The organism is Parapedobacter tibetensis (assembly GCF_024704835.1).
In the GTDB taxonomy this organism is placed as follows: domain Bacteria; phylum Bacteroidota; class Bacteroidia; order Sphingobacteriales; family Sphingobacteriaceae; genus Parapedobacter; species Parapedobacter tibetensis.
Genome location: NZ_JAMXBE010000003.1, coordinates 245,086 through 271,278 on the forward strand (window position 1 = coordinate 245,086; position 26,193 = coordinate 271,278).

The 26,193-nt window shown below is 48.1% G+C and carries 24 protein-coding genes and 1 pseudogene; 8 read left to right on the forward strand and 17 right to left on the reverse strand.

Annotated features, from left to right (window positions below; genetic code table 11):
• Positions 1-41: 41 nt before the first annotated feature.
• The 11 genes from NF543_RS06060 to NF543_RS06110 form a co-directional block, all read right to left on the reverse strand.
• Positions 42-440 (reverse strand): group II intron maturase-specific domain-containing protein, encoded by a 399-nt coding sequence (locus tag NF543_RS06060; RefSeq protein ID WP_257667461.1) that lies wholly within the window; start codon positions 438-440, stop codon positions 42-44.
• 21 nt (positions 441-461) lie between these two features.
• On the reverse strand, positions 462-1,241 hold the full coding sequence (locus tag NF543_RS06065) for a nucleotidyl transferase AbiEii/AbiGii toxin family protein (RefSeq protein ID WP_257667216.1): 780 nt from the start codon (positions 1,239-1,241) through the stop codon (positions 462-464).
• Positions 1,238-2,047, reverse strand: coding sequence for a type IV toxin-antitoxin system AbiEi family antitoxin domain-containing protein (locus NF543_RS06070; protein WP_257667217.1), 810 nt, complete (start codon positions 2,045-2,047; stop codon positions 1,238-1,240). The genes NF543_RS06065 and NF543_RS06070 overlap by 4 nt, the downstream gene beginning before the upstream one ends.
• 468 nt (positions 2,048-2,515) lie before the next feature.
• Entirely contained in the window at positions 2,516-3,787 is a 1,272-nt protein-coding gene (locus NF543_RS06075; RefSeq protein WP_257667218.1) for a polysaccharide pyruvyl transferase family protein, read from the reverse strand.
• Positions 3,788-3,797: 10 nt separating this feature from the next.
• On the reverse strand, positions 3,798-5,075 hold the full coding sequence (locus NF543_RS06080; protein WP_257667219.1) for a hypothetical protein: 1,278 nt from the start codon (positions 5,073-5,075) through the stop codon (positions 3,798-3,800).
• A gap of 9 nt (positions 5,076-5,084) precedes the next feature.
• Complete coding sequence (locus NF543_RS06085) at positions 5,085-6,554, reverse strand: RagB/SusD family nutrient uptake outer membrane protein (RefSeq protein WP_257667220.1); 1,470 nt, start codon at positions 6,552-6,554, stop codon at positions 5,085-5,087.
• A 5-nt stretch (positions 6,555-6,559) separates the two neighbouring features.
• Positions 6,560-9,973 (reverse strand): SusC/RagA family TonB-linked outer membrane protein, encoded by a 3,414-nt coding sequence (locus tag NF543_RS06090; RefSeq protein ID WP_257667221.1) that lies wholly within the window; start codon positions 9,971-9,973, stop codon positions 6,560-6,562.
• A 175-nt stretch (positions 9,974-10,148) separates the two neighbouring features.
• The gene (locus NF543_RS06095) at positions 10,149-11,366 is read right to left on the reverse strand and encodes a FecR family protein (RefSeq protein ID WP_257667222.1); all 1,218 of its coding nucleotides are present in this window, start codon (positions 11,364-11,366) and stop codon (positions 10,149-10,151) included.
• A gap of 100 nt (positions 11,367-11,466) precedes the next feature.
• A complete protein-coding gene (locus NF543_RS06100) occupies positions 11,467-12,090 on the reverse strand; it encodes an RNA polymerase sigma factor (RefSeq protein WP_257667223.1) in 624 nt (207 codons plus the stop codon).
• 277 nt (positions 12,091-12,367) lie between these two features.
• Positions 12,368-12,535 carry a hypothetical protein gene (locus NF543_RS06105; RefSeq protein ID WP_257667224.1) on the reverse strand — a complete coding sequence of 56 codons (168 nt, stop codon included), beginning with the start codon at positions 12,533-12,535 and terminating at the stop codon, positions 12,368-12,370.
• A 562-nt stretch (positions 12,536-13,097) separates the two neighbouring features.
• A complete protein-coding gene (locus NF543_RS06110) occupies positions 13,098-13,310 on the reverse strand; it encodes a DUF2683 family protein (RefSeq protein ID WP_257667225.1) in 213 nt (70 codons plus the stop codon).
• A gap of 432 nt (positions 13,311-13,742) precedes the next feature.
• Between NF543_RS06110 and NF543_RS06115 the strand changes: the two genes are divergently transcribed.
• The 3 genes and pseudogenes from NF543_RS06115 (at position 13,743) to NF543_RS06120 (ending at position 15,150) form a co-directional block, all read left to right on the forward strand.
• Positions 13,743-13,949 (forward strand): hypothetical protein, encoded by a 207-nt coding sequence (locus tag NF543_RS06115; protein ID WP_257667226.1) that lies wholly within the window; start codon positions 13,743-13,745, stop codon positions 13,947-13,949.
• 97 nt (positions 13,950-14,046) lie between these two features.
• A pseudogene (locus tag NF543_RS25470) lies at positions 14,047-14,373 on the forward strand (PIN domain-containing protein); the annotation flags it as partial.
• Between the two features lie 459 nt (positions 14,374-14,832).
• Positions 14,833-15,150, forward strand: coding sequence for an HPF/RaiA family ribosome-associated protein (locus NF543_RS06120; RefSeq protein WP_257667227.1), 318 nt, complete (start codon positions 14,833-14,835; stop codon positions 15,148-15,150).
• A gap of 8 nt (positions 15,151-15,158) precedes the next feature.
• On the opposite strand, the gene NF543_RS06125 is transcribed toward NF543_RS06120, so the two are convergent.
• Positions 15,159-15,437, reverse strand: coding sequence for a WCX domain-containing protein (locus NF543_RS06125; RefSeq protein WP_308378575.1), 279 nt, complete (start codon positions 15,435-15,437; stop codon positions 15,159-15,161).
• A gap of 93 nt (positions 15,438-15,530) precedes the next feature.
• Here NF543_RS06125 and NF543_RS06130 point away from each other — a divergent pair, with 93 nt between their 5' ends.
• The 5 genes from NF543_RS06130 to trpC all read left to right on the forward strand — a co-directional run bounded on the left by NF543_RS06130 (position 15,531) and on the right by trpC (position 20,035).
• Entirely contained in the window at positions 15,531-15,956 is a 426-nt protein-coding gene (locus NF543_RS06130) for an SRPBCC family protein (RefSeq protein ID WP_257667228.1), read from the forward strand.
• A gap of 268 nt (positions 15,957-16,224) precedes the next feature.
• Positions 16,225-16,902 (forward strand): tRNA (guanosine(37)-N1)-methyltransferase TrmD, encoded by a 678-nt coding sequence (gene trmD, locus NF543_RS06135; protein WP_257667229.1) that lies wholly within the window; start codon positions 16,225-16,227, stop codon positions 16,900-16,902.
• A 291-nt stretch (positions 16,903-17,193) separates the two neighbouring features.
• Positions 17,194-18,603 (forward strand): anthranilate synthase component I family protein, encoded by a 1,410-nt coding sequence (locus NF543_RS06140; RefSeq protein ID WP_257667230.1) that lies wholly within the window; start codon positions 17,194-17,196, stop codon positions 18,601-18,603.
• Positions 18,604-18,638: 35 nt separating this feature from the next.
• Positions 18,639-19,232, forward strand: a complete 594-nt coding sequence (locus NF543_RS06145; RefSeq protein ID WP_257667231.1) for an anthranilate synthase component II — start codon at positions 18,639-18,641, stop codon at positions 19,230-19,232.
• A gap of 20 nt (positions 19,233-19,252) precedes the next feature.
• Positions 19,253-20,035, forward strand: coding sequence for an indole-3-glycerol phosphate synthase TrpC (gene trpC, locus NF543_RS06150; RefSeq protein WP_257667232.1), 783 nt, complete (start codon positions 19,253-19,255; stop codon positions 20,033-20,035).
• A gap of 219 nt (positions 20,036-20,254) precedes the next feature.
• On the opposite strand, the gene folE is transcribed toward trpC, so the two are convergent.
• The 5 genes from folE to NF543_RS06175 form a co-directional block, all read right to left on the reverse strand.
• Positions 20,255-20,887: a GTP cyclohydrolase I FolE gene (gene folE / locus NF543_RS06155; RefSeq protein ID WP_257667233.1), complete on the reverse strand. Its 633-nt coding sequence runs from the start codon at positions 20,885-20,887 to the stop codon at positions 20,255-20,257.
• Between the two features lie 29 nt (positions 20,888-20,916).
• Positions 20,917-21,330 (reverse strand): 6-pyruvoyl trahydropterin synthase family protein, encoded by a 414-nt coding sequence (locus NF543_RS06160; RefSeq protein WP_257667234.1) that lies wholly within the window; start codon positions 21,328-21,330, stop codon positions 20,917-20,919.
• A gap of 78 nt (positions 21,331-21,408) precedes the next feature.
• A complete protein-coding gene (locus NF543_RS06165) occupies positions 21,409-23,136 on the reverse strand; it encodes an alpha-L-arabinofuranosidase family protein (RefSeq protein WP_257667235.1) in 1,728 nt (575 codons plus the stop codon).
• 23 nt (positions 23,137-23,159) lie between these two features.
• Complete coding sequence (locus NF543_RS06170; RefSeq protein WP_257667236.1) at positions 23,160-24,572, reverse strand: hypothetical protein; 1,413 nt, start codon at positions 24,570-24,572, stop codon at positions 23,160-23,162.
• Between the two features lie 30 nt (positions 24,573-24,602).
• The gene (locus NF543_RS06175) at positions 24,603-26,192 is read right to left on the reverse strand and encodes a RagB/SusD family nutrient uptake outer membrane protein (RefSeq protein WP_257667237.1); all 1,590 of its coding nucleotides are present in this window, start codon (positions 26,190-26,192) and stop codon (positions 24,603-24,605) included.
• Position 26,193 lies beyond the last annotated feature (1 nt).

The following is a 26,193-nucleotide window of genomic DNA, read 5'->3' on the forward strand; positions in this document are numbered from 1 at the left end:
CGAATAGACGGCCGTGAACCATAAAGCCCACGGTGCGCCTCTCACACCACTGTACGTACGGGTCTCGTATACAGCGGTTCGTTAAGTAATATAGAAACTTTTTCGTAATACTCCTGCATTGATTCGTATCCCCTCTTTTTAAGCCTTTCCAAAGTTATGGTTGTGATCATTATTGGGCTTTGAACTATTGCCCATCCTCCCTTTTGTGATCTGCTCCACCAATACGCACGCTTTGGTGGTACACCCAGGCGGTTCAGGTTTTTCCTTCTCCGAATTGGCTTCTTCCAATCATGCCAAAGGCAATACCTTATCCGGTTTCTCAGCCAACTGTCGAGGTGCTTTAGCTTTTCTTTCATACTTGCCAATCGGAAGTAATTCAGCAAGCCCCTATGACCAATCCAACCTTCAAACGGAAAAATATCGCTAAAGAAAAGTGGCATTTTATCGATAAAGTTCACACTTTATATCAAGGTTATGATTTTTTCCTTTACCAGTTTAGCTGCGTTGGGTATGTCATATTCAATGCCCGACCTGATTAAAAAGCCCATATCCCCCATAAATTGAGGTGATTGCAACTTTTCATCCAGATTCATTTCAAATTCCCGGCGACTGATTTTATTTCCCTCTTCCTTCATATAAACCCGCCAGCCTTCAACTATTTTCTTAGGGTCGCAGTCAAGCTGGGTTAGAGCATACCAGAGATCGAACAGGTCCCTGCCTTTTTTGCGCTGGTACAAAGCCCTTAGTTTGGTACTTAAAAGTTCTTCAATGGTAAATGTGGTAATGGAACAAGATTGTGTATGCCAAGCGGAATCAAGTTTAAATGGCATAGAATGATGGCCAAATACCGTAAAGTGTTCCCTGGTATTCACCTCAATTTTGAGTTTCATTTTTTGTCCCGCCTCACTCGTCAGCCGGAAGATCATCGTATTGTTATGGGCTTTCTGTTTACGTAATGGGGTTCCCAAAAAGGCAAGGCAATCCCGTAATCTATCAATTACGGGACCAAAGGGTTCGGCAGAGATTTGAACAAGGTCTACGTCCTCAGAATATCTGGCGGACGGGCTGATATAAATCTTATGAAGAGCGGTTCCCCCACGGAAAGCCAGCTTTTTGCGTAGTTCCTGATCGGAGAAAATCGCGGCTAACGCCCGGCAAATGATTAAGTCCTGCTCAACCTGATAGTCGTCCTGCCAGGGAGCTTGTTGTCTCCATTCGTTTATATATGCAATTGGTATCAAAGGTCTGTTTCTATGTCTGTGTTAACAATTATTTTCCAAATGTTGCCAGTGACTTTGTTTTGGCTTTTTTCCACTGGGTCCAAAAGTGCCGGGTAATACTTTCTGTTTTTTAGCCATTCTTTAAGCGGAGCAACTAGCTCGTCATTACCGAGGAATTCCAGCAAAAAACCCAAACGTTGAACAGCCTTGGTGCTGTTGTAACGTTCTGCTAGCCCACTGATTTTTATGGCGTCCAACTCGTCTGCCAATTCCTCCAATACTGTGGCTACCTGATTAATTCCCCCCGCGTGTCTAGGATAATAGCATAAATCCAATGCAGTAAGTTCCGGGGATGAAACTGCAATATAACCGGCATTTGTCTTTTGCTGGATTAAATCGCTTTCCTGCCATTCTTTTTTATAGACGAAATCAATACGGGCGTATGATTTATCTATTGATGGTAAAAAAGGTGGATGTACAATGATTACGTATTTCTGCGGCTGTTGGTGAGCTGCTCCGTACCATGCCGCGGCATTTAATAGCCCAACATAATAGGGCCGCTTCAATCCCTTCATCATACCATCTATATAATAGGTAACAGGTGGAGCACCATTTTTGCGGTATTCAGGAGGCACTATTACATAAAAACCTTTCCTGATTAATGTTACCTTACGGCGTTCGGACAAGTTTGAAACTTGCTTTTGGAAGGCATTATGGGTTAGTTCAAGCTTTTCCTTTATTTCGTTCGATGTAAATGAATATCGGCCTAAAGCAACTAAATTGTCAAGGTAACTTTCTAATCTTCCGTATTCTCTCGAAACATTCATTAAGCAAATATACAAGATTTACGCCGAAATTAGGCGTAAATCTTGTATATTTGCCTAGGTATCGGTTTTCACACACGCAAAGGAACTGGTCAACGTATCTGAATCAATGAATCCGCAGTACATATACAACCAATTTCCCTTAGCGTCTTTTCTTTGCCTGAGCAATTCGTATTTGCTCCTGCTTTTTTAACTTTGGGATGTCCACGTCAACAAACTTTTGCCGATCATTTTTACTAATAAACTTGAAGAATGCTTCTCCAAGTTGATAGACCTTGATCTCATGCGTTTCGGGGAAGAAAAAACCACCTGCTGGCCGTGGTAATGTGCAAGCATGGTCCAAAAGCACAGGCGCTTATTTCCGTCTGTCCGACAAAGAAATGAATATGATCATAGACGAAGTTCAGTCATCTGTTTTCCGTTGGCAAAAAATCGCTTTAGAAATTGGCATTCCCCGAAGTGAGCAGATACTTAAGCACTAAATATTCGGATTCTCACGTCGAGCATCGTTTCGCGGTAGATATTGCGGACATGGTCCATGGCGACTTCTAACTTCCTTTGCGCCGCGCCGTAGTCATCGTACACTTCCATGAGCCGAGAAGCGATTTCCTGGCCGGTAGTTTCTTCAATTTCGAAAACCCAGTCTTCCAGTCCAACGTCATACCACATCTGGCCTTTAATCGTGTCTTGCGGTTGCCGTAAATAGAAAGCGGGTGTGTTGTTGTAGCATGCGATGATCGGCGAATGGCATTCCATGCTGACGACCGCCGTTGCACTCGCGTATAAAGAGGCCGCCTCATCGCAAAACCAGTAGCGATCCATCTTGATTACGTGGCTGCGCACATCGGGTGGTAATGGATCGATGACCAATTCGTCCATGATGGAAAGTTGGTAGCTCATCTCCGGACAGACCACCACAGGCAACCCGGTTTGCCTCACCCACGTAATGATAGCTTCACGGAGTTTCTTGTTGTCTTCCTCTTTATGTTGGTCATTCAGGGTGTCAACCTCGTTAATCTGTTCAGCTGTCCAATCCCTGCCGAGCTGATAATATGGAGTCCGTCGGAGCCGGGTGACCACGCAGAGGAATTGCTTCCGTTGCAGTTGGTGCGCATTCATGAAGTTGACGGCATCGTGGTCGTTACGGAGATCCATCGCAAACGTAGCATCGGGAGCGAAGCCTATCGCGCCTGCCTTGATGTTGTTGTCTCTGAGATTTTTTTCCGAAAGGGTATCCCGGAGGTACACAAAAGACGCATTGTCCAACACGTCTCGACGCTCCTGCCCGATGTCTTCAACGGTAATCCCGTAGATGCCGTAGGGTTTCTTAATGCGGGATTTCCACCATTGCAGTTTTGACTGCGCAACCACCGAGGGGCCAGAGCCGTGCAGCATGAAGTCGGCGGTTTCCGCGGCACGGATCACTTCCTCACTTTCCACTTCGCCATCCCTGATGGATCCCGTGACGATCTGTAGGTCGGGGTACTTGCGTAGTAGCATCTGGTCGATAGCCCGTACCTCATGACCGGGCCAAAGGATCACGTTGGTGTCTGGCAGGTAAGTATTCAACAGCGCCAGCAAGCCGGGCGTGTGGGCGATATCTCCGATATTGTAATATTGCCATCCCGATACCAATAGGATGGTTTTTGGTTTCGCTGGCTGCGCTAGCAGCTGACGTAATGGAAGGCATGATGCGCCGGCGAGCAACATCATATCCTGTAGGAATGTTTTACGTTTCATCATTGTCAAATTATTATAGTAATCGTTGTACTTCCGCCATTTTCACACTGCGCACACCACCATCAAAACTATTGTAAATGATGTATCTTCCGGTTCGGTCCCACGTTGGGTGGGCATCCAGTCGAAAGGAACTATCGTTGACCTCGGCTGTTTCCACTTCGTCAATAATAAACTCCTCGCCAGTGGCGATGTTCAGCAACCGTATGGGGACCACACCGTCGCCTTTTGTCACACTGGTTTCGTTGGGATACGCATCCGTCACCACGAATGGAAGGCCTCCGGGATGGAAGGAGGGATGGCCCGAACCGGGCCAAAACACCTCTTTCAAGTCCGTGCCGTCATATTTGAACGTCACCAGCTCAAGGGCTGGTTTATCGTCATTGACATTGAGGTTCATGGAAATATGTTCCCCATCTGGCATCCAAGCCATGTGGTGGCCACCTTTGGCATATTGCTGGGTGGTGATGGCGGTACGGATGTCGGTTCCGTCCGGCTTTAGTGTAACGACGGCTACACTGCGCTTGCCGCCATCGCGCGGCCGCATGATGAGGCACGTCATGATCCGTGTCCCCTGCGGGTTCCACATCGCTTTGAAGCAATAGTACTCGTAATCCTGCGGGTTGGGTACGGCCAAACTGGGGATGGCTTTTTCGTAAATGTCCGCTATGGTTGCGATCCGTCGCGTTTCGTTGGCCGCTACGTCTGTCACGAAGATGCCGTCTGTAGCCACCGGTCCCATGTTGCGCTGTCTGTGCGCATCGGGAACGATGACACCGTAACCAGACTGCGCATAAAATGAATTGCGGAGGTTATGACCCACGAGCCGGCGGCCGTCTGCTGAGCACATAAATAGCGTGCCATGCAGTCTGCGGGATGCCCCTGTCAACGGATTGTACATTACGGTGACGGCCTCCCAAGTCGCTGTGTCTACATCATTATAGAACAACTGGCTATCATCCTTGCCCCACTGCACGTTGGCGCCCACCTGCATTTCCCAGCCGAAGGAGCGCGCCACAACCGTTGTGTCGGCGGTTTGACGATCGATGAGTACCACCTCGCCCCAGTCACCCGGTTCGGGATAATGATCCTCGAACGGCATGCGGAATAGGGCAAAATACCTTCCCGATGGGCTTAGGGGTGAGGTATCATGGAACCGGTGAATGATCCGACCCGTGGCGACCTGTTCGATTGGGACGGTAACCCGTTTGGGGTGATAGGATTGGGCCGTCGCCTGATTGATATAACCAAGCGATACGGCCCATCCTACAAGGATAAAATTCCACAGTCGCATCGCCATTACCTATAGTTGATACCCCGGATTTTGTTCCAGCAACGGATTATTGTCGATGTCCGATTGCGGAATGGGTAACAGTACATGGAAGGGTTTGATCAACGCATTCCGATTGAAGCTGTTTTCTGCCTTTACGGCATCGATAAGCCTGCCGGTGCGAACCAAGTCGAACCACCGCATGTTTTCAAACGGAAATTCCAAGCGACGTTCCAACCAAACCGCCTCTTTAAAGGCCTGGTAGTCGAGCCCTTCCACCGGATCGAGCCCTGCACGGGTCCGTACGCTGTTCAGCGCCTCATAGGCTAACGCATCGGGTCCGCTGTTTACTTCGTTCTGGGCCTCCGCATACATCAAGAGCACATCAGCAAAGCGAATGATCGGGTAGCTTGTTCCCTCCCCACCATTCGTTTGAGCGGTCTTATCCCACAATTTCTGGAAGGAGATGGCGTTGGCTGGATTAGGGTCGGTGATCGACAGGTTGACCGTCTGGCCACCGAACGTATACGAAGTAATAAATGTCACTTCCCGCCGCTGATCGGCTTCGGTATACGAATTGTAAAGACTCGCGGTTGGCCTGGCTATCCCTGCTCCGCCACCTGGATAGATGGGCGCACCCCGTACACCGTAACCACGGCCTTGTCCATGCCCACTTACATCTGTAAGGAATTGTTTCTCCAATATGTTTTCCTTGCCTCCGCGTGCACTAAGTGCAAATGCTTCCGCAAAAGTGTCGTACAGGCCAAATGATCCATCGTCGATCACTTCCCTCGATTTTTGCGCTGCCTGTTGCCAGAAGGGTGAACCGGTGTCTGTGCCCGCCCGGAAAAGGTACATGCGGGCCAGTAATGCTTTTGCAGCATTACTGGTTGCTCTTCCGACATCCGCTGCTTCGTACTTCTGAGGCAATACTTGCTCAGCTTCCTGAAGATCGGCTTCGATCAACGTATACGCCTCTTCTGCAGATGAACGGGCTACTTCCAGGTTTTCTGCCCCTTCGGTGGGTTCGGTTACGATAGGTACCCCACCGTAAAACCGAACCAGGTTGAGGTAGGCGAGCGCGCGCAGGAATTTGGCTTCCGCGATATAGCGGCTCCTGAGCTGTTCGTCCATCGGGATGTCGGGCAACCGCCTAATCACAATATTGGAGCGGTTAATACCGGTGTAGGCGCCTGCAAAAAAGCCGAGGAAGCCAGTTTGGGGGGTGATGTCGTACCGCCAGATCAGTGGACGGTCGGCGCCTCCAGTCAGGAAGGGGATGGCATCGTCTGTTGCGACCAAGTCGTGAAAGACATCGGGATAGTTGATGGAGGCGTAGCAGGCACCCAATGCCGCTCTGGCGTCCTCGGCCGTACGGTAGAAGGTAGCATCGGTCAAATTCGTTACCGGTGCGATGTCCAACCGGCTTTCGCAACCCGATAAAGCAACGGCCCCTATGATCAGGGCCGAGAAAAAATAGTATGTTTTGTTCAACAGTTTCATAGTAATCAGAATTTAAGGTTCAACCCGAACAAAAATGTTTTCGCCGATGGGTAGACTCCGTAGTCGATCCCCTGGCTGATGGACGAATTGCCGAACCGGTTCACTTCGGGGTCATATCCCGTGTAGTCGGTAATGGTAAACAGGTTTTGCCCCGACGCATAAATGCGCAGCTGGCTAATGGGCAATGCACGGAACCACGTGCTGGGCAGCGTGTACCCCAATGTAATGGTTTTGAAGCGGATATAGGATCCGTCTTCGACCTGGAGAGAAGACAATATCCGCGACCCGCCGGCTGCATTGGCCCTCGGTATGGTATTGCTCGGGTTATCGGGCGTCCACCGGTCGATTACCCGTGTGGAGAGGTTGTTGCCGCCCGTCATGTTCAATTGGTCAAAACTGCCATAGTTGAGGATTTCGTTGCCGAATACGCCTTGTATGAACACGTTGAGATCGATGCCTTTATAGGTAAACGTGTTGTTCCACCCGCTGAAACTGGTCGGATTCGAATTGCCGATAATCGCTCGGTCATCATCATTGATTGCATTATCCCCATTCTGGTCTACATACCGCATGTCTCCCGGCTTGGCAGCGGGTTGTGCCGACGCGGCGACCTCTGCTTCGGTTTGAAAAATGCCGTCCATCTCGTACCCAAAGAAATTGCCGAGCGGTTCGCCCACACGGAGTAGGATCGGGTTCAATGTCGTATTGGAGATATACGCATCCACACCCGTACGGAATTCTTGCCGTTTATCCAGTGCCAGTACTTTGTTCTTATTAAATGTGATGTTGAACGAAGTCGTCCATTTCAGGTCCGCCTTGTCGATGATGTCTGCGCTGATGGCAAGTTCTACCCCTTTGTTTTCCACCTCGCCGATATTCTGCAGCATGTTGCTAAACCCCGAAGTGGTGGGCACGCCGACGTTGAAAAGGAGGTCTGACGTGGTCTTGTGGTAATAATCACCTGTAAACGTAAGCCGGTTATCAAAGAAACCCAGGTCCAGGCCGATATCAAACTGGGCGTTTTTTTCCCAGCGTAGATCAGGGTTGGGGATGATGCTGGGTGCGTTGCCGACATAAACGGTGCCACCCAATACATAATTAGAAGAGGAAAGGCCAGCCACGTATCGATAATTATCAATTTCCTGATTGCCCGATAGTCCATAACTCACCCGCAATTTCGCATCACTGAGTTTATTGACATTGCGCAGCCACGACTCGTTCTTTAGTTTCCACGCGAATGCCCCGGATGGGAAGAATCCGAATTTGTTGTTCGGCCCGAAGCGCGAAGACCCATCTCGGCGTCCGGTAAGTGTAAACAGGAATCGATCATCGAATCCATAGTTCACCCGTGCGATGTACGAAATCAACCGCCACTGATTCGCTCCGGACGCCGGCGCCACCAAGGTAGATCCGCTGCCCAGATTGTGGTACAGGGCGAAATCGTCATTGAAATTATTCGCCCTTGCCGTTGCGGTCTCGTAGTCCGATTGTTGGTAGGTGTAGCCGATCAGGGCGTTGAAGTTGTGCCGGTCGCTAAATTGGCTGTCGTACGTCAGCGTGTTTTCATTGAGCCAATTGATGGTCTGGGCTGAGGCCACCTCCGCTTTCCCACCCAGTGAAGCACCCGCAAGCACCAACTGGGAAGTGTACGCGCTGACTTTGTTGGCCAATAGATCGGCGCCAATGGTACTCCGTAGTTTCAGTCCGTCGATGATTTCCAGTTCGGCATAGGCGTTGCTGAGTACGCGGATAAGCGAACTCCGCTTGGTATATTCCATGGCCATGGCGTAGGGGTTATCCGCACCCAACCCGTTGAGCGGACCGGTATAGGTATGGTACGTGCCGTCTTCGTTGAAAATCGATAACGTTGGTGAGTAATTGAGCGTAGCCGGGATCAGGTTATCGTACGAGGTATTTCGCCCAGTTTCGGTCTCGGCGGTGTTGCCGTGGGTATAGGCTGCCTGCGTGGATAGCCCCACCTTCAATCGGTCGGACACGTCACTATCCAGGTTGGCCCTAAGCGAATAGCGGTTGAAGTCGCTCCGCAAGATAATGCCTTCCTGACCGTAATAGCCCAGCGATATCGCATAGCGGTTTTTCTCCGTGCCGCCCAGCGCGCTTAATTGGTGGTCGTGTATGGGGGCATCGCGCATCACCGCGCTTTGCCAGTCCGTTCCTTCACTCAGTGTTTCGGGCAGCGGCCGGTCGGCTGCGCTGCCGTCAAAATAGGGCGCGCCGCCATTGTTTACGTTTGCTTCGTTGACAAACTCCGCAAATTGCCGTGCGTTCAATAGCGGAAGTTTATGGCGCACCGATTGCTGGCCGTAATAGCCATCGTAGGTAATCATCGATTGGCCCGCTTTGCCACGTTTGGTTGTCACCAGGATGACCCCGTTTGAACCCCGAGAACCATAGATCGCCGTTGCCGAAGCGTCTTTAAGCACTTCCATCGATTCGATATCGTTGGTGTTGATGGAATTGAGGTTTCCCGTGGGGAAGCCGTCAATGACATAGAGCGGTTCGTTGCCCGCATTCACTGATCCCGTACCGCGGATACGGACGGTAGTGCTTCCACCGGGCCGCGCAGAATTGGTGATTACATTTACACCAGCAACCCGGCCCTGCATGGCGCGGTCCAAAGCGACGATGGGGGTAGACTGGATTTCCGAAGCGCCTACGGAAGCAACCGATCCGGTTAAATCACCCCGTTTAACGGTACCGTAGCCTACAACCACCACTTCTTCCAGATCACTTACCGAAGCGGTCAGGGTGACATTGATGGTCGGGTTGGTTCCGATGGGCCGTTCAACAGCATTATAGCCCAGCATGGAGAATACCAGCGTACCTCCTGCTGACGGTGGCGTGATTCGGAAATAGCCATTGGCATCGGTTGTGGTAGCGGCAGCGGTACCTTTTATCGTTACCGTTGCCCCCTCCAATGGATTTTGCTGCTCATCGACAACCCTGCCGCTCACCTCCTGCTGTTGTTCAACAATTACCGGATTGGGGGTAGTAGCAGCACGCATAGGTATGTTAGGCTTCTTTCTGGTGACCAAAATGGTCTTATCTTCAATGGCATACGTAAACGGCTGTTCAGCAAAAAGCTTGTCCAGCAATTTGGTCATCTCCATGTTATCGGCTACAATACTTACCGGTTTGGCACGTTTCAACTCTTCATAATTGTACAAGACCACATAGCCGCTTTGCTGTTCAATAGATTGAAAGACCTTTTCGAGTGGAGTACGTCTCGAGTTTATGGTAATGGTCTGTGAATAGCTTCGTGCTTGCAACTGCATACACGTAATCAACAGCAGTACATAACTTATTTTGATGATCATAAGGACTTGCCGTAAAATAGATCTATTGGTATACGGCCCGGGACGTAGGTAAATGTCTTCCAGGCCTCGCTTATTATTCATAACTTTGTAGTGCTAAGGTTATACTTTGGTGGAATAATCCGAATTATCATATCAGGGTACCCATAGCTTATGGCGGGGTAAGTGGTGCAAACACTTCCCTGCCTTTCTATCGTATCCCTGTCGGCTTTATGGTGGGGTTCTCATCATAGTCGTAATCGTTAAGTTTATTAATCAGTTATTCATTATCTTGTGAAGCATACAGGACCAATGTGCGGTTTGCTTTCAGTTCGGATTTGATATGGAAATCTTTTTCCAGAAAACTAAGGAACGTTGATAGTTTAACTCCGCGACTCATTTTCCCACCTAAATACCCTATAGGTTTTTTGCCCTGATAAATCACATCGACATCATACCAGCGCTCCACCTGCTTCAGCGATTCATCAATACTTAGGCCGTGGAAATTAAACAGCCCATCTTTCCAAGCGATGGCTGTATACGGGTCAATCTTGTTGACACTGATTTCGCCACTATCATCAACAACGCTTTGTTGATTCGGCGTCAATACTTGGCTTTTCCCGTTTGTTGCGCCGTCAGTAGACGCATATACCTGCACAGAGCCAGTTAAAAGTGTCGTCTTGGTCAGTACCTCGTTGTTATACGCATTGATATTGAATGAAGTGCCGAGTACCTCAATCCGTTGCTTCACCGTATTGACGATGAACGGCTTGGACTGGTCTTTAGACACCTCAAAATAAGCTTCTCCCTGAAGGGATACTTCCCGTTTGTCGCCGTCGAAGGCGACCGGGTAGGTAAGTGAGCTGGCCGCGTTGAGCCATAGGTGGGTGCCATCGGCGAGGGTGATTTGATACTGGCCGCCTTTGGGGGTTGTTAGAGACATTAGACGAGAGACCTGTCTGTTGTCTGTTGCCTGTTGCCCGTAATCTAAAATCTCGCTTCCACTCAAATACGAAATCTCATCTCCGATTACGATGCCGCTCTCTTCCGAACTCAAATTGACGGTTTGCCCGTCTACGAGTGTCAAGGTTGCACGGTTACCACCAGGGAGAATCTGCGCTGGTGTGATGGCTGCCGACTCCGGCTGACTGAGGTCGGCTATAAAAAAGTAAATGCCGGTAAACAAGAAAATGAGCGCGGCGGCCGCGGCCGGGATGTTCCACCAAACTCGATGGGTACGTCTTGGCGTTTCGGCCGCAACGGGCGTATCTCGATGGATTTTCGCTTGTAGTTGGGGATAAAGGGAGGCAACACGCTGGGCGATGAAATCGGCATCGCTCGTTTCGGAGGGATTATCCAATGCCTGGTAGATGGTTTTCCTAAAAGCATCGTCCTCCAATGCAGCGAGTTTGGCAAACAATTGGTCAAATTCATCGCGACTAATCTGCTTGTCTAAATAAGCAGTTAACAGCTTATGTATTGCTCTGCGGTTGTCCAAAATGAAAGTAAGTTTATAATTCGTTTTGTAGTCTATACGGTCCGGCTCGGAAAACACACTATTGCTAGACGAAAAAAAATGAAATATTAATGAGGTGCGGTTAAAAAATACGCGACGCGATCAACAGGAAGAGGAGCAGGGCGTGCTCGCTGCGCGTGGCGTGGAGCACAAAATTTTTGATTTCCTTGATGGCTTTGACCAGTTGATTGCTCACGGTCGATACAGAGATCCCCATCAAGTCAGCCACCTCCTGATAGCTCTTTTCGTGCAGTTTGCACAGCAGCAAGATCTGCTTGCGTTTTGGCGGCAATTGATTGATCGCAGCGGAAAGTAGCTGCTGTTCTTCTTTAGCAATCAAGGCTTCCTCTGTATGGAGATAAGAGCTTACTGTGCTGGCCCACAGTTCTTGCTGCAATGCCTTGTCGCGGGTTATTTTTCGGAAAACGTCTATGGCCAGGTGATCTGTGATACGATACAGGTACGTCTTGAACGCGCGTTGAGGGTCTATCTGCGCGCGCTTCTCCCAAAGTTTCAGAAAGGTGTCTTGCAGGATTTCCTCTACGGTATCGGGGTCTTTCAGTAAACGCAATAGCCGCTGGTAAAGAATAGGAGCAAAGCAGTCGTAAATTTCCTTAAATGCCGCATCATCCCCCTCACGCAATCTGCGTAGCAAATCGGGGTCTACTTTTGGCGATGGGTGCGGCATAATTGGAAATTTGTCCAAACATACAGATTTTTGGAATACCCGACCAAGCTAAGTCGCCATTATTTCTGTTTTTCGAGGTATGCTACCAGCGAAGCCAGCTCCTGATAGCTCAACTCATTGGCGAGCCCCTCCCGAGCCACTCTTTCACGTCTAGCTACACGAACTGTCAATTCCCTTGTGTTCGTTGCGTCTACGGGGACAACAAGGTCATAGCGATCTACTATGCCATCACCGTTAATATCAGCATGGATTGGATCTCCGATTTCTGCTCTTGGCGTTTGTTGGGGGCTATCCTCTATTTCTTCTTCATCCCTGAAAGTTCCCGTTTTAAGATAGGTGGCACCGTCATTTTCGAAATAGCCGCAACTGGAACATCCGTCACCCAGGAAAAGCGCATGGTTTTGTCCGTATCCGCAACAAATTCAATGACAGCGGCTTTAATGGCTGATTTCATTGTTGTCATAGCGCAAAAAATATTAAACAAAGTGGAATCGGAAATATAATTTCCATTGTGGTACTCAAAAACTTGTCTGATTGGTTGTGTAACCCTCCTGAAAACTTAACGGAAACCCACCGGATGGGTGGTGACCCTAAATTGGCGTAAGTTTAGGCGTCAAAGGCCAGTGGGCGGAGTAACTTGAACCAGTGTTGGGATTAATTGTAGAAGGAATACCCATGAAGATACTGAAAAGCAAGAGAAGGGTTGAGCTTTTAGAGGTAGAGGCCTAAAGAATAGGTTCTTGCCGATTGTCCAAGAAAACAATAACCTGCACCTCGTCACCGACTACCCGATACAGAAACGAAATGGTGCGATGGACTATAGCGCGTCTTACATGCACATCCTCCTGAACGGTTTGGAAGGCAAATGGAAATTTGGTAACAATACCCAATACCCGTCGGGTATCTTTCTGGAATTGTTTGGCGGTTTTGATGCCCCACCGCTCTTTTTACCTGCTCCAATAATGCTTCAAAGCTGTCTTTTGCTTCTTTGGAGAAGTAGAGTTTATATTCCTCCATTCCGGAAACTAAGGATTACGGGTCAGCAATTCCTCAAATTCGCTGAAAGGGATTTTCCGGCCATTGTCCAAATCCTCAAGTCCGCGTTTCATTCCTTCGATAGCGTGGGGAGGCAGAGGCGCTACGCCCTTTGGCTCGAAATTAATCTTAAGCGCCTTTAACACAGCCTTCAATGCGGAAAGCTGTTCTTTATTTTTAGGATATACCACGTATGCTTCCATAAAACAAATATAAGGTTTTTCATTTCAATTTTTTACTACCATAAAAATTATGACATTTACCCAAGCAGCAAGCAAGCCTACTGCAGGACAGATGATTCGACGGATATCCGGGATTACGCGATCCTACTATTGAAAATAAACGTTTCGTTCCGTCGACAGCATTAGCGCTGAAAATATCTTCTGTACTTAACATCAAGGTAGATGATCTTTTTGAATTGGAAGAATCAGATTGGAACTAGCCCTAAACTGGCGTAAGTTTAGGCGTCAAAGGCCCGTGGGCTGGAAAGAAGGCATTGAGGTTGACAAAGGGTGAGCAAACATATAAAGACGTTCGGTTTGCGGATGGCTGCTGAAGGGGGATGAAGACAGCAAAAGCTAAACAACAGTGTTAGGGCATTGTTTTTGTGAAACCCTTTATGTAAATTTGTCATTATGGTAATAGAACGCATAGAAAACAACCAGATCAAGATCACGCTGTCATCTGCAGTGGATAGTTTTGGCTTGCAACGCCTGATTGACTATGTCAATTATTTGGAGGCAACCGCTAAAAGTAAGGCTACGCAGGCAGACGTAGATAAACTGGCTGACGAAGTCAATGAATCCTGGTGGAGCAAAAACAGAAGCCGCTTTGTTAAGTGAACCTGATCATCGATGCCAATATCATTTTCAGCGGCATTCTGAATACCAATGGAAAAATTGCAGATCTATTGATTAATTCACGGGATCACTTGCGCTTAATCGCCCCGAATACCTACGCAAAGAGATCAAAGATCATTACCTTAAACTCGTTAGCATCTCCAAACTTCAACTTCAACAGATCCAAGAAGCCGAATTTCAGATAATATATAAAGACATTACTTTCATATCGGAGGAACAAATCCGTATTTCTGCGTGGCTGGAAGCCGAACAACTGGTACACGATGTAGACCCAAAAGATATATCTTACGTGGCCTTTTCCCTGCACTTTAATCATAAAATATGGAGTGGCGACAAGAAATTGGTCAAGGGTCTTTTAAAAAAGGCTTCGACAATTTTCTGGACACCGATGCGGTATATGCATTAAGAGAGAGTTTGGCTAAAAAATAAGGGTTGGCTTTGTGGAGCCCTATATGTAAATTTATAGTAAAACTAATATTATACAAACCATCGTGAATACCACCCCTAAACTGGCGTAAGTTTAGGCGTCAAAGGCCCGTGGGCGGAGTAACTTGTGCCTGACAATAAAACCAAGGTTTGATGCGTCCCGCGGCCCCGCACTTAAGGCCGCATCGAGACAGTTGTAGCTTGGTGGTCTATATGAAGCCACAGGCTTCTTTGTATTGGATAGGTCCAAGTTAAGCCAGCCGCATTTCCCGACTCCTAAACTTGAACCAGTGTTGGGAACAAAAGGTAGTATGGAATAATTGGTTGTTAACAGTAAAAAAACTTAGTGAAGTGGTTGCCAGCCGATAGAAAATGACGCTTAAATGGCTTACCGGCTCGGCAGTTTCAATCCTTATCCGTATCATCGCAAAAAGAAATTATGACAATACAAGTTAATTCCGACAAAAACATCGAGGTAACCGAAGGATTCATTAGCAAGATTACAGAAAACTTAACCGATTCCTTATCCCACTTTGACGAATTCATTACCCGTCTGGAAGTGTTCCTCGCTGACGAGAACAGCGACAAGCAAGGGAGCAACGACAAGCGCTGCACCATAGAGGTACGAATAAAAAGCATGAATCCCGAAGCGGTAACGGCAACGGCCGATAACATTGACATGGCTTTCAAGCAAGCCACGGACAAAGTGCTCCAACTCCTAAGGACCCGTACCGACAAAATGAAAAGCCACTCATAGGCTAAGCTTTACGCCATCTCATGATATAAAGCTGCTGTTTGCGCAGCACGTGTGGAAATGCGCTTCTGCAAATCACGTGGCGAGAGCACTTTCATCGCTTCGCCAAAGCCCAGTAGCTCTCGTTCCAATTCAAAATTGAGCACCACGCAGATGCGGATAATAGCCCCAGTCTCATCTTGTTTCAACAGTTTCAGGGATGCATGCAGCGGCTTGGTAAGCACATAGGGTGCATGGCGAGCCGTGAAGACTAAAGCAGCCCATCGACTTGTCGCAATATACCCGCTAATATGACGTTTTCATACCTCACGGATGTCGAATTTTACCCTGACCTTTGTTTTGTAAGAAAAGAACAAGAAATACAAACAAATAAATTACAAAAAATGGAAACAACGAACAAAACAAAAATCACGGTAGCAGCTACCGTGAAGGCACCGGTAGAAAAAGTATGGAAGCTTTGGACGACTCCCGAGGACATCATCCAGTGGAATAGCCCCTCAGACGACTGGCATACGCCAAGGGCTGAAAATGACCTGCGGGTAGGCGGCAAATTCCTATCGCGGATGGAAGCTAAAGATGGCAGCTTTGGTTTTGACTTTGCGGGGATGTATGATGAAGTAATCACCAACAAACGGATTGTCTACACCTTGGAAGATGGGCGAAAAGCGGAAATCGATTTCAAGGGGCAGGGTGACGAAACCGAAGTGGTTACCACGTTTGACCCCGAAAATGAAAACCCTATTGAAATGCAGCGGGGCGGGTGGCAAGCCATTACAGACAACTTTAAAAAATATGCCGAAGCAAATTAATTGGCATACCGGCACCATTCATCCCCAAAAGCTTGTGTGCATGGCCCGATAACGGCAACCATACATGCTGAAAAAGAAGAGGCTGTCCGCTATGTTGAAAAACTCACCAGTAAACTTGTTTTTCAACATAGCGGATGGCCTCTTAATCTGCTTCACTCCATCGCTTATGCCTCCCGCGCTGGTTCGCAAAGACGAGGAGCGACAATTTGGAATGCACCCTAAAAGAACCCAAGCCGGACTTCCCGACTGAAAAACCTATCTTTGCCCCATGCGATTTGACATCATCACGGTATTGCCTGGGCTATTAGACAGCCCCTTTGCTCATTCCATTTTGCAGCGGGCACAAAAAAAAGGATTGTGTGAAATTGTAATCCACAACCTACGTGACTATGCCGCCAATAAGCATAAAAGCGTAGACGACTATCCGTATGGTGGAGGTAGCGGCATGGTGATGCAAATCGAGCCGTTTGCCACCTGTATCGAGCAACTACAGGCAGAAAGGGAATACGATGAAATCATCTTCATGACTCCCGATGGTGAAACACTCAATCAAACGATAGCCAACAACCTATCCACAAAAGGCAATATCATCATTCTTTGCGGACATTATAAGGGGATAGACCAACGCATACGGGATATCTATGTGTCACGGGAGCTTTCCATTGGTGATTACGTGCTCTCAGGGGGAGAGCTACCCGCAGCGGTGTTGGTGGACGCCGTGGTACGGCTTATTCCAGGGGTACTGTCTGATGAAACTTCTGCCTTGTCGGATTCGTTTCAAGGGGGCTTACTGGATGCACCCATGTATACACGCCCTGCCGATTGGCGAGGGCATAAGGTGCCGGATGTGTTGCTCAGTGGCAATGAGGCTGCCATTAACCTTTGGCGTGATGAACAGGCAATCTCCCGCACAAAAGCCCGTCGACCCGATTTGCTGGACGAATGAACTAATTTTTTTCGTGTTTTTGCCCCCAAAGATGGGTGCATATACCGGCGAAGCCGGCTTGAACACAAAAGAAAACTAATCCTTGTGAAAAAAAACAATTTTATCTAAGTTTGCTGGCGTATGTTGATTAACGTATATCATAACAGTACATGGTGGTGGCCCGGAGAAAATATCGTCGGGAGCTATGATATGTTATCGTATTCATAATCAACCAAAGCCTTGTGAAAGATTGGCCCGACGCTTTTAAAAATTCGTCGGGTTTTTTTGTGTTATTTTGCTAAAGGGAAAAATATGACATATCGATTTAAAACAACTTATAAACACTTGCTGGCCGATACCACTACGCCGGTAAGCATCTACCTACGGCTTCGCGATGTATTCCCCAACAGCTTGCTGCTCGAAAGTTCGGATTACCATAGCCGCGAAAATAACATGAGCTACATTTGCTGCCAACCCATAGCTGGCATCAAATTGGATAAGGATTTTTTTGAAGTGCAATACCCTAATAGCCCACTGGAAAGGAAGCCTGCCTCAACGATAGACCTTCGGCATGAAGTTTCTCAATTCAGAAACGCGTTCAACGAAAATGGGGATTCGGATTTCAAGTTCATTTCCAATGGGTTATTTGGATTTTTTACGTTTGATACGGTATCCCATTTTGAAGATATCGAGCTGAAAAGCGCCGCAGACCTTAGCCGTAATATCCCATTCATGCAATATCATGTATACCAATATGTGATTGCCATTGACCATTTCCGCAACCAACTTTATGTCTTCGAACATCAGCTCGAAAACGAAGAAGGCCCATCGGGATTGGAAAAAATTCAATACCTCATCCAGAACAAGAACTTTCCAGAATATAGCTTTTCGCTTAATGGAAATGAAGAATCAACCATGACGGATGATGCATTCAAGGCGCTCGTGGTAAAAATGAAAGCTCATATTTACCGGGGCGATGTCTTCCAAATTGTGCCTTCTAGGGGGTTTTCACGGCCATTCCTCGGTGATGAATTCAATGTCTACCGCACCCTGCGATCCATCAACCCTTCGCCTTATCTATTTTATTTTGACTATGGCGATTTCAAGCTTTTCGGCTCTTCACCCGAGGCCCAATTGACCATTCGCGACAGGGAGGCGACTATCTATCCAATAGCGGGCACCTTCAAACGCACGGGCGACACGGAACAAGATGAAAAAATAGCGGAAGCACTCAAATTGGATCCTAAAGAAAACGCAGAACATGTGATGCTAGTTGATCTGGCTCGGAATGACTTAAGCCGGCATTGCGAGCATGTTCATGTAAAATCCTATAAAGAGGCGCAATATTATTCACATATTATTCACTTGGTATCAAAAGTATGCGGAACACTAAAACGGGGAGTAAACTCCTTTGACGTAGTGGGCGATACGTTTCCGGCAGGTACACTCAGTGGAGCGCCCAAACACATGGCCATGCAATTGATAGACCGCTATGAAAACCGACAGCGTAGTTTTTATAGTGGAGCCATTGGGTATATGGGCTTCAATGGCGATTTCAATCATGCCATCATGATCCGCTCATTCCTGAGCAAAAACAATACCCTCCATTACCAGGCGGGGGCAGGTATCGTAGCCGATTCAGACCCCGAAATGGAGCTAAACGAAGTGGACAACAAAATTGCCGCGTTGCGCAAAGCGTTGGATTTGGCACAAAACATTTAATGAATGATTCAAACGATTATCACGGGATATAGAAAATGAACAGGTTGCAAGAACATCGACCCAATATATTGGTCATAGACAATTATGATTCTTTTACATTTAATCTGGTGCACCTGTTGCATGAATGTGGCCATGATGCCACCGTATGGCGCAATGATAAATTCGCTTTGGAAGATGTAGCGGATTTTGACAAAATCCTGCTGTCTCCCGGTCCCGGCATCCCTGAAGAGGCTGGCCTACTATTGGATGTAATCAGCGAATACGGGGCCTCCAAGAGCATTCTTGGCATCTGTTTGGGTCAGCAAGCTATTGCTGAAGTATACGGCGGCTCATTATACAACTTAGCCAAGCCTGTGCACGGCACGGCGACAACCCTGCTCGTCACCATGCCCGATGAACCGATTTTCAAAGGGCTCCCCTATTCATTCCCTGTTGGGCGGTACCATTCCTGGGCAGTATCGCATGATGGTTTTCCTGATGCGCTCCGTATCACTGCGGAAGACGAGCATGGGGTAATCATGGCACTGTCGCACAAAACACTGGATGTAAAAGGGCTGCAATTCCATCCCGAATCGGTGTTGACGTCACACGGTAAAGAAATGATTTCCAATTGGTTGGGTGAAAATTGATGGCTTAACGCATAAAGAGAATGACCATATTAGATACCATCATTGCCAAAAAAAGTATCGAGGTTGAACAGGCAAAAAAGCAAGTTACGATTAAGGGTTTGGAAAAGATGCCCCTATTTGCAAGGGCTTGCCTTTCCTTGCGCAACTCCATACTAGACGTTGAAAAAAACGGCATCATCGCGGAATATAAGCGGGCTTCTCCCTCCAAGGGAATTATCAATGACCGTTCGGCTGTGGCGGAAGTCACGGCCGGCTACCAACACGCTGGAGCTTCAGCCGTTTCGGTGCTTACAGACCACGATTTCTTCAAGGGAAGCCTCGAGGATTTGGTACAAGCCCGTGCAGCATTGCAAATACCGTTGCTTCGCAAGGAGTTTGTCATTGATAGCTACCAGATTGCCGAAGCCAAAGCTTATGGTGCAGATATTATCCTACTAATTGCGGCGGTACTTACACCCGAACAGGTAAGGGATTTATCTACGTATGCCAAATCCCTTGGAATGAATGTACTGTTGGAGGTGCACAACCGCACCGAACTAGGAAGAACCCTTATGGATACCGTGGATGCCGTGGGCGTGAATAACCGCAACCTGAATGATTTTTCCGTTTCACTGGACCATTCGTTTGAATTGGTAGATTTGATTCCGTCTTCTTTCATTAAGGTTTCAGAAAGCGGCATCAGTGACCCTCATACCATCAGAACGCTCCGCAAAGCTGGTTTCCAAGGTTTCCTCATCGGTGAAAATTTTATGAAAACCGGAAATCCGGCACAGGCGATAAAGGAGTTTGTAGCGGAATTATAATGCCTTAGATAGCTCGCTCAACATAGTTGAAGGGCTAATCCGGTTTGGTAATACCTGCTAAAGCTGATTAGTTAGCGTCTGTCCATAAAGTCAGTGTCTAGGCTAGAACGTTTGCCAACAAGGCTTGTGTAGTGAAAAAAAGCGCAGTCCCGCTGAGGCGGGATGAGCATTTTTTGAACAAGCGTAACGCAGTTGGCGGACATTATAGACAGACACTAGTTAGCCTAGGGAGGCCGTGATGAGCCTCAAAAATTCACTCCGTGTACGTTCGTGTGCAAACTCTCCGGTAAAGGCGGATGTGGTGGTTACCGAATTCTGCTTCTGTACACCTCGCATACACATGCAGAGGTGTTTACATTCGATGACCACGGCCACACCAACAGGATTCAGTGTTTGCTGTATGCAATCGCGTATTTCATTGGTGAGACGCTCCTGCACTTGTAGACGACGGGCATAGATATCTACCACCCGGGGTATTTTGCTCAAGCCTACGATATGTCCATTTGGGATATAGGCCACATGCGCTTTGCCGAAGAAAGGCAACATGTGATGCTCACACATGGAGTATACTTCAATGTCTTTCACCACCACCATTTGGCTGTATTCCTCCTCAAACATAGCGCCCCTTAAAATCTCGGAGGCATCCAAATCGTATCCATGCGTGAGGTATTGCAAGGCCTTCGCTACCCTTTCAGGGGTCTTCGCCAAGCCTGCACGCGCTGGGTTCTCGCCCAATGCCTCAAGAATATCCGCGTAATGTGCCGCTATACGGTTTATCTTATCGGGGTTATAACGGTCGATTTTCACGTATCCGTCAATTTTTTCTTCATCAAGCGGAAAATCATTGTTCATAGCCATGTCTTGTTAATTTTTGGCGCATTTTATTCTCCGAAATACTCTACAGAGTTATTTTCGGTTTCGACCAATCTGACGGAATGTAAAATGACCTGATGCGCCTCGATATGTGGCCTTAACTGGTTGAAAATTTCCATGGCCAGCACTTCCGTAGACGCCATCTTACCTCGCATGAAATCCACATCGAGGTTTACATTCCTATGGTCGAGCTTGTTGATAACGTGGGTCATGATGATACTTTTCAGTTCCTTCAGGTCTATTATAAAACCCGTTTGGGGATCTACACTCCCTTTCACCGTTACAAAGAGCTCATAATTGTGGCCGTGCCAATTTGGATTGGAGCACTTACCGAAGACCGCCTCGTTTTGCTCCAACGTCCACTCCTCACGATATAATTTGTGCGCAGCATTAAACCGTTCGCGCCTGGTGATATACATCATAGGCTGCAAAGATAATAGTTAGAATTGAGATATGTGATATAAGGCCTCAGATTCCTAATAGGCTAGGGATAGCATAAACTAAGCCCCATCCACCATCAGATAAACCACAGATCTTGGCGGCAATTCAAGTTTTATCACGCCATTGAGCGGGGCTGACAGTGCTTTTACGCTGTCATAATTTGTGGGCCCTCCCGATAATCCTTCAGGTCCTTGCCTGTTAATCAATACTTGTCGTGAAAACGTGCCTCCTTCGCCACCCACCAATGAATAATAGTAATATCGGCTGCCAGGCTTGAAATTCTTGATGTCTACCGAGGTGACTTTTGCTTCGGTTCCTATGTTGACCAATACCATGGAGGCATCATCCGAGCTGAATCCAGCGGCGTAGGCAAGCACCTCATCACTCCCGGAAACCGTAGTGGCAAACATGCGGTCGCCAACATATTTCTGGAAATAATACATGTAATAGAACGCCGGCCGTGGGGTCCACTTGGCCGTGCCATCACCTTCATCACCCAAGCTAAACATCCCGTGGTCGTTGCCATTGGCATACCCATTGGCGATACCCCAGCGGGCGGCCATGCCGTAATTGTGTTTGATAAACTCCCCTAGCACCATCGTGGCATGCATCCCAGCAATGTGCGATACCATCTGCCGGGATCCTTCGGCACCAATGTTCCATTCCGTAAGGGCTATGGGTTTCATGGCCACTCCCGCCCGCTGGGTGCTGGTATGCATCCATTGCATCATGCTTCGTGTACCGGATACGGCCGACTGAAGAATATCCGCTGCTCCCGTATTGGCACCCAATGGTGTATAGTAATCGTGGATGATGTAATAGTCTGCCTCATCTCCCGCCGCTGCAAAGTACTCCTCATTCCATGTGCGGTCTGGCACATTCCAGCTGTTTGCCGCATCATAATGCATGAGCTGAGCACCAATCTTAATCGTTGCGCCTACCTCGATAGCCGCCTTGCGCATGGAATCGGCATAGACCTTGAAATGCTGACCATACACCGTTCCATTGATAATCTCAGGTTGCCCATCCTTATTGTCGTTCACATCAATTTTGAAGCCTGCCTGCCATGGGCCGCTACTTTCATTGCCGATTTCCCAATAGCTGGTCCGCCCGTCATCATGCCGTACCCATTCAGCAGCCAGGTGCGCTGCTGCGGCCACTGGATCGTCGCTTAAGCCATACCGTGCATAACCATAGTTGATGGTAATCATCCCTTTGGTATTGGTCTGTTGTAGCATTTGGTAATAATTGGCCAGCGAGAGTGTCCAAGAATCAGTGTTCTTGCCATACCAGTAGAAGGCTTGTGTGGGGTTTCCACCTGTATCGTATAGTGTGGCTGGCACATCCATAGGCATTTGGCCATTATTGGCGTTCCAGAAATATATACTAGAAAGGTTTCCGCCCGGAAACCGAATAATTCCGGGGGAAAGTGCCTGTAGATGATTGAGCAACACAGGCTGATCGACCATTTGGCCGATGTACAAGTTGGTATTCGTGCCGAATATACTCGGGTTTACACGACTGATGGTTTCACTGTAATCAGCCGTGACGGTAATGGTGGAACCTAATATCGGTGCCGTGGTGGGTACATACGCGGGTGCCATGAACTGCCGCGGAGCCCAGTCGTCCATGAAAAACCCTACTGAAGCGGGAATGCCTACTTCAGTGGGTGGTTTCACCGTTTCGTTTCCCATCTCTACGGTTTGGTTTTTCTTGCTGCATGCCAACAGGCTGGCTCCAACAAGCAGCGCAATCCCGTTACGGTATATGGCGGTGCTATTTATCATGCGGTGTCTTACTACGTTCGTTATTAATCTTGTGGTATGATATAATGAAATGCAAGCCATTCGTCTTTACCCGTATCATAGGCGGTGCCAAACCACATGCCCCGTCCGGGCTCATCTGGGAACGCCTTCACTACTTTAATGGTATGTTGCGTCGGGCTCATCCAGCTATCCGGATTTTGGATGAGTGTATTGCCTGACAGCGTGATTTCGTTGGTTTCCTCATTGATGGTGAATGTACCGTTGGTGATCGTACCGTTTTGGCTCCGTGTGTAGTTTTGCCCTCCATAGCGGTCAAACCTTATCCATGAGTTTTCGGCAATAGCTGCCCAACCATCATTCCATCCCCAATCGTGTGAAGATCCTGCATTTTCCGTCCAGCCCTTTCCTTTGGCAATCCAGTCTACGGGATTACCTTCACCGTCGAGCCTCCACAGTTTACCTGAAGATGGCCCTCCGGTCAATAAATTCAGCAACTGACCAGATTCAAATGAAGGATCAAACCCTTCATCGGGTGTATTGTCTTCCTCGGGTACCCAATTGTCTGCATATTCCTTGGAGATAAAATTATAGACCAACATAGCCAGTCCTTCGCCATCTACATCCCGGTCTCGGATGACACCCAGCCGAAGTATATCCTCATCAAGGGCAAGTACCCGATAATTAGTCCAATTGCTAATGCCTGTCAAGCCGTTACTTTCGGGTTTGTAACCCCGAAGGATAGATGCTCCATTAATGGTGAGCATTTTGCTATTGATATCCAGGTAATAGGTGCCATTTTGTTCAATACCGCCTTCCATAGGCTTGATGGCGTGGAAAAAAGGTCCTCCTTTCAAGCTGAAGGTCATGACACCATAATCACCTTCGTCCATAGCATACACGCCTTCAGGACTCCAAGTCCAGCAATCATCGCCATAGCAGCCGGTGGCGCCTCCTCCATCCCAAGCACCTCCTTCTAACAACCAGCCGTTGTTTACGCCATAAAAAGAGAGGGGCCCTGCAAAATATTTGCTTTCAGTATCCAAGAGCCATTGTTTTTCTTCGCCCGGTCCATCGGATAACGCAATCCAAAGCGGGTCGTTTACGTAGTTGAGGTTGTCTTCGGTTACCGTGATGGTCACCGGATCCATCTCTACCATACCCCCTGCGGTCATCGCCGAGAATCGGATGGTGTATTCACCCTCAAAAGCATAGCGCACAGTGTCCCTTGCCCGGTTTGACTTCCCTGTACCATAATCCCAAACGGGTACGGTGCCCGAGGTATGGTTGATGAGGATTACCGTGTTGCCACCGGGATCGGTCACCAAATCCTGCACCACTTCAAAATTTATTTGTGATTTGTCCAGCAGCTGACCCAATTGGGGGTCGACTTGCTTACATGTGGCCATGCATAGCAGTACTGCCATCCATGCCATGGTTATTCTTACGTACCTTTTCATATCATTCAGGTTTTAAAAAAGTCTACAAAATTACCAGCCTGGGTTTTGCTTAAGCACCCCATTTGAAAGTGTGATTTGTGTATAGGGAAGTTGCTGCACCCCTCGGGTTTCCGTGATTTTAGAAGCCGATATCGTTTTGGTCACCTCCGCTCCCCCATTCCGTACCGTAGTGGTTTCAGCAATTTCATTAGCCGCTGTTTCGACGCCTTGACGCAACAAATCCCAGTAACGTATGCCTTCGAAAGCAAATTCCAGCTGTCTTTCACGGAGCAGGTTGGCATTGTTGACCAACAAAGCGGAAAAACCACTCTTGTATGCTCTTCTGCGTACCTCATCAAAATACACCTGGGCATTGGCACTACCCAGCTCGGCGGCCATCAACAAAACATCGGCATATCGGATAGCTACATAATCCTGATATTGGCCGATCATAAAGTTTTCGCCGCCCCTGAGCACGACTAGGCTATTACCTTCCTCATCCACCATGGGCGAATATTTTTTTACATAATAACCGGTATATTCACGTTGACCTCCAAGATTAGTGAAATTGACTCCTTCCTCTTCGACCGCAATAATAGAGGCAACTTTACGTGTATCGTCATCACTATAGGCATTCCACAATTTCGGGTTCACGGTGGCCCCACCCCAACCATTTCCATATGGATAGCTCCATTGCTCGCGCATACCTACCATCACCATCCAATGGTTGCCATCTGTATTGCCATCGTAATCGCTGGTATAGGTATATTTGATTGCGAATACGGTTTCCATATTGTCTTCTCCCACATAATCGGCTATGGAAGCGGCTGGCCAGAGCTTCGCATAGTCATCAACTAATCCATGGCCGCTATTGCTGATTACATCCTCTACGGCGGCAAGAGCTTCTGCCTTGGAGACCATTCCGACAAGGTCCGCCTTGCCATAATAGCCCGTATAGTACAGAAATACCCGTGCAAGCAAGGATTGGGCGGCCCATTTGGTAACCCTGCCGGCGTTGGGATTGTTGGCTGAAAATGAAACGGTAGGCAGGTTTGCTGTTGCAAATTGCAGGTCCTCAGCAATTACACCGTATACCTCGTCCGGATGGGCCTGGGGCAGGTTTTCTGCAGAAGGTTCCGTAAGCAAGGGGATGTTTTCCCAAAGGCGTACCATATCAAAATAGAGGTACGCACGAAGAAAACGGGTTTCAGCTTCGTATATGGGTCGCAGGGATTCGTTGCCTTCCCAATCGATGTCATCAAGCTTGATAAGGAGCGTATTGGCCCGGTGCAGTGCCCTGTAATATGCTGCCCAATTGGCACCGAAGATATTCTGGTCTGAGGGCGACCGTAATCGGTCAAATTCGTCGAGCATTTGGTATCCAAAACCATCGGAGGCGCCGGTACCGCCGAAGCAGTTGTCAGAGAACAGTTCCGTAGCTACCGGCAGGGAAACTCCCTCAGCCCATACGATCTGCAGCCCATCATATACCCCCACAAGTGCCCGGTATGCATCTTCAGGGGTACGGTAGAATGTTTGTTCCGAGACATTGGTCACGTCTTCCACCTGTAAAAATCCTTTCGTACATGCCCCTGTAGCAAGAAGAGACAGCGCCATGATATATCGTGTGAATGCGTTCATT

Coding starts and splice junctions, on each gene's coding strand:
- NF543_RS06060 (WP_257667461.1), bottom strand. CDS start 440: ATGCCACTTTTCTTTAGCGATATTTTTCCGTTTGAAGGTTGGATTGGT.
- NF543_RS06070 (WP_257667217.1), bottom strand. CDS start 2,047: ATGAATGTTTCGAGAGAATACGGAAGATTAGAAAGTTACCTTGACAAT.
- NF543_RS06075 (WP_257667218.1), bottom strand. CDS start 3,787: ATGATGAAACGTAAAACATTCCTACAGGATATGATGTTGCTCGCCGGC.
- NF543_RS06080 (WP_257667219.1), bottom strand. CDS start 5,075: ATGCGACTGTGGAATTTTATCCTTGTAGGATGGGCCGTATCGCTTGGT.
- NF543_RS06085 (WP_257667220.1), bottom strand. CDS start 6,554: ATGAAACTGTTGAACAAAACATACTATTTTTTCTCGGCCCTGATCATA.
- NF543_RS06090 (WP_257667221.1), bottom strand. CDS start 9,973: ATGAATAATAAGCGAGGCCTGGAAGACATTTACCTACGTCCCGGGCCG.
- NF543_RS06105 (WP_257667224.1), bottom strand. CDS start 12,535: ATGACAACAATGAAATCAGCCATTAAAGCCGCTGTCATTGAATTTGTT.
- NF543_RS06110 (WP_257667225.1), bottom strand. CDS start 13,310: ATGGAAGCATACGTGGTATATCCTAAAAATAAAGAACAGCTTTCCGCA.
- NF543_RS06115 (WP_257667226.1), top strand. CDS start 13,743: ATGGTAATAGAACGCATAGAAAACAACCAGATCAAGATCACGCTGTCA.
- NF543_RS06120 (WP_257667227.1), top strand. CDS start 14,833: ATGACAATACAAGTTAATTCCGACAAAAACATCGAGGTAACCGAAGGA.
- NF543_RS06130 (WP_257667228.1), top strand. CDS start 15,531: ATGGAAACAACGAACAAAACAAAAATCACGGTAGCAGCTACCGTGAAG.
- trmD (WP_257667229.1), top strand. CDS start 16,225: ATGCGATTTGACATCATCACGGTATTGCCTGGGCTATTAGACAGCCCC.
- NF543_RS06140 (WP_257667230.1), top strand. CDS start 17,194: ATGACATATCGATTTAAAACAACTTATAAACACTTGCTGGCCGATACC.
- NF543_RS06145 (WP_257667231.1), top strand. CDS start 18,639: ATGAACAGGTTGCAAGAACATCGACCCAATATATTGGTCATAGACAAT.
- trpC (WP_257667232.1), top strand. CDS start 19,253: ATGACCATATTAGATACCATCATTGCCAAAAAAAGTATCGAGGTTGAA.
- folE (WP_257667233.1), bottom strand. CDS start 20,887: ATGAACAATGATTTTCCGCTTGATGAAGAAAAAATTGACGGATACGTG.
- NF543_RS06160 (WP_257667234.1), bottom strand. CDS start 21,330: ATGATGTATATCACCAGGCGCGAACGGTTTAATGCTGCGCACAAATTA.
- NF543_RS06165 (WP_257667235.1), bottom strand. CDS start 23,136: ATGATAAATAGCACCGCCATATACCGTAACGGGATTGCGCTGCTTGTT.
- NF543_RS06170 (WP_257667236.1), bottom strand. CDS start 24,572: ATGAAAAGGTACGTAAGAATAACCATGGCATGGATGGCAGTACTGCTA.
- NF543_RS06175 (WP_257667237.1), bottom strand. CDS start 26,192: ATGAACGCATTCACACGATATATCATGGCGCTGTCTCTTCTTGCTACA.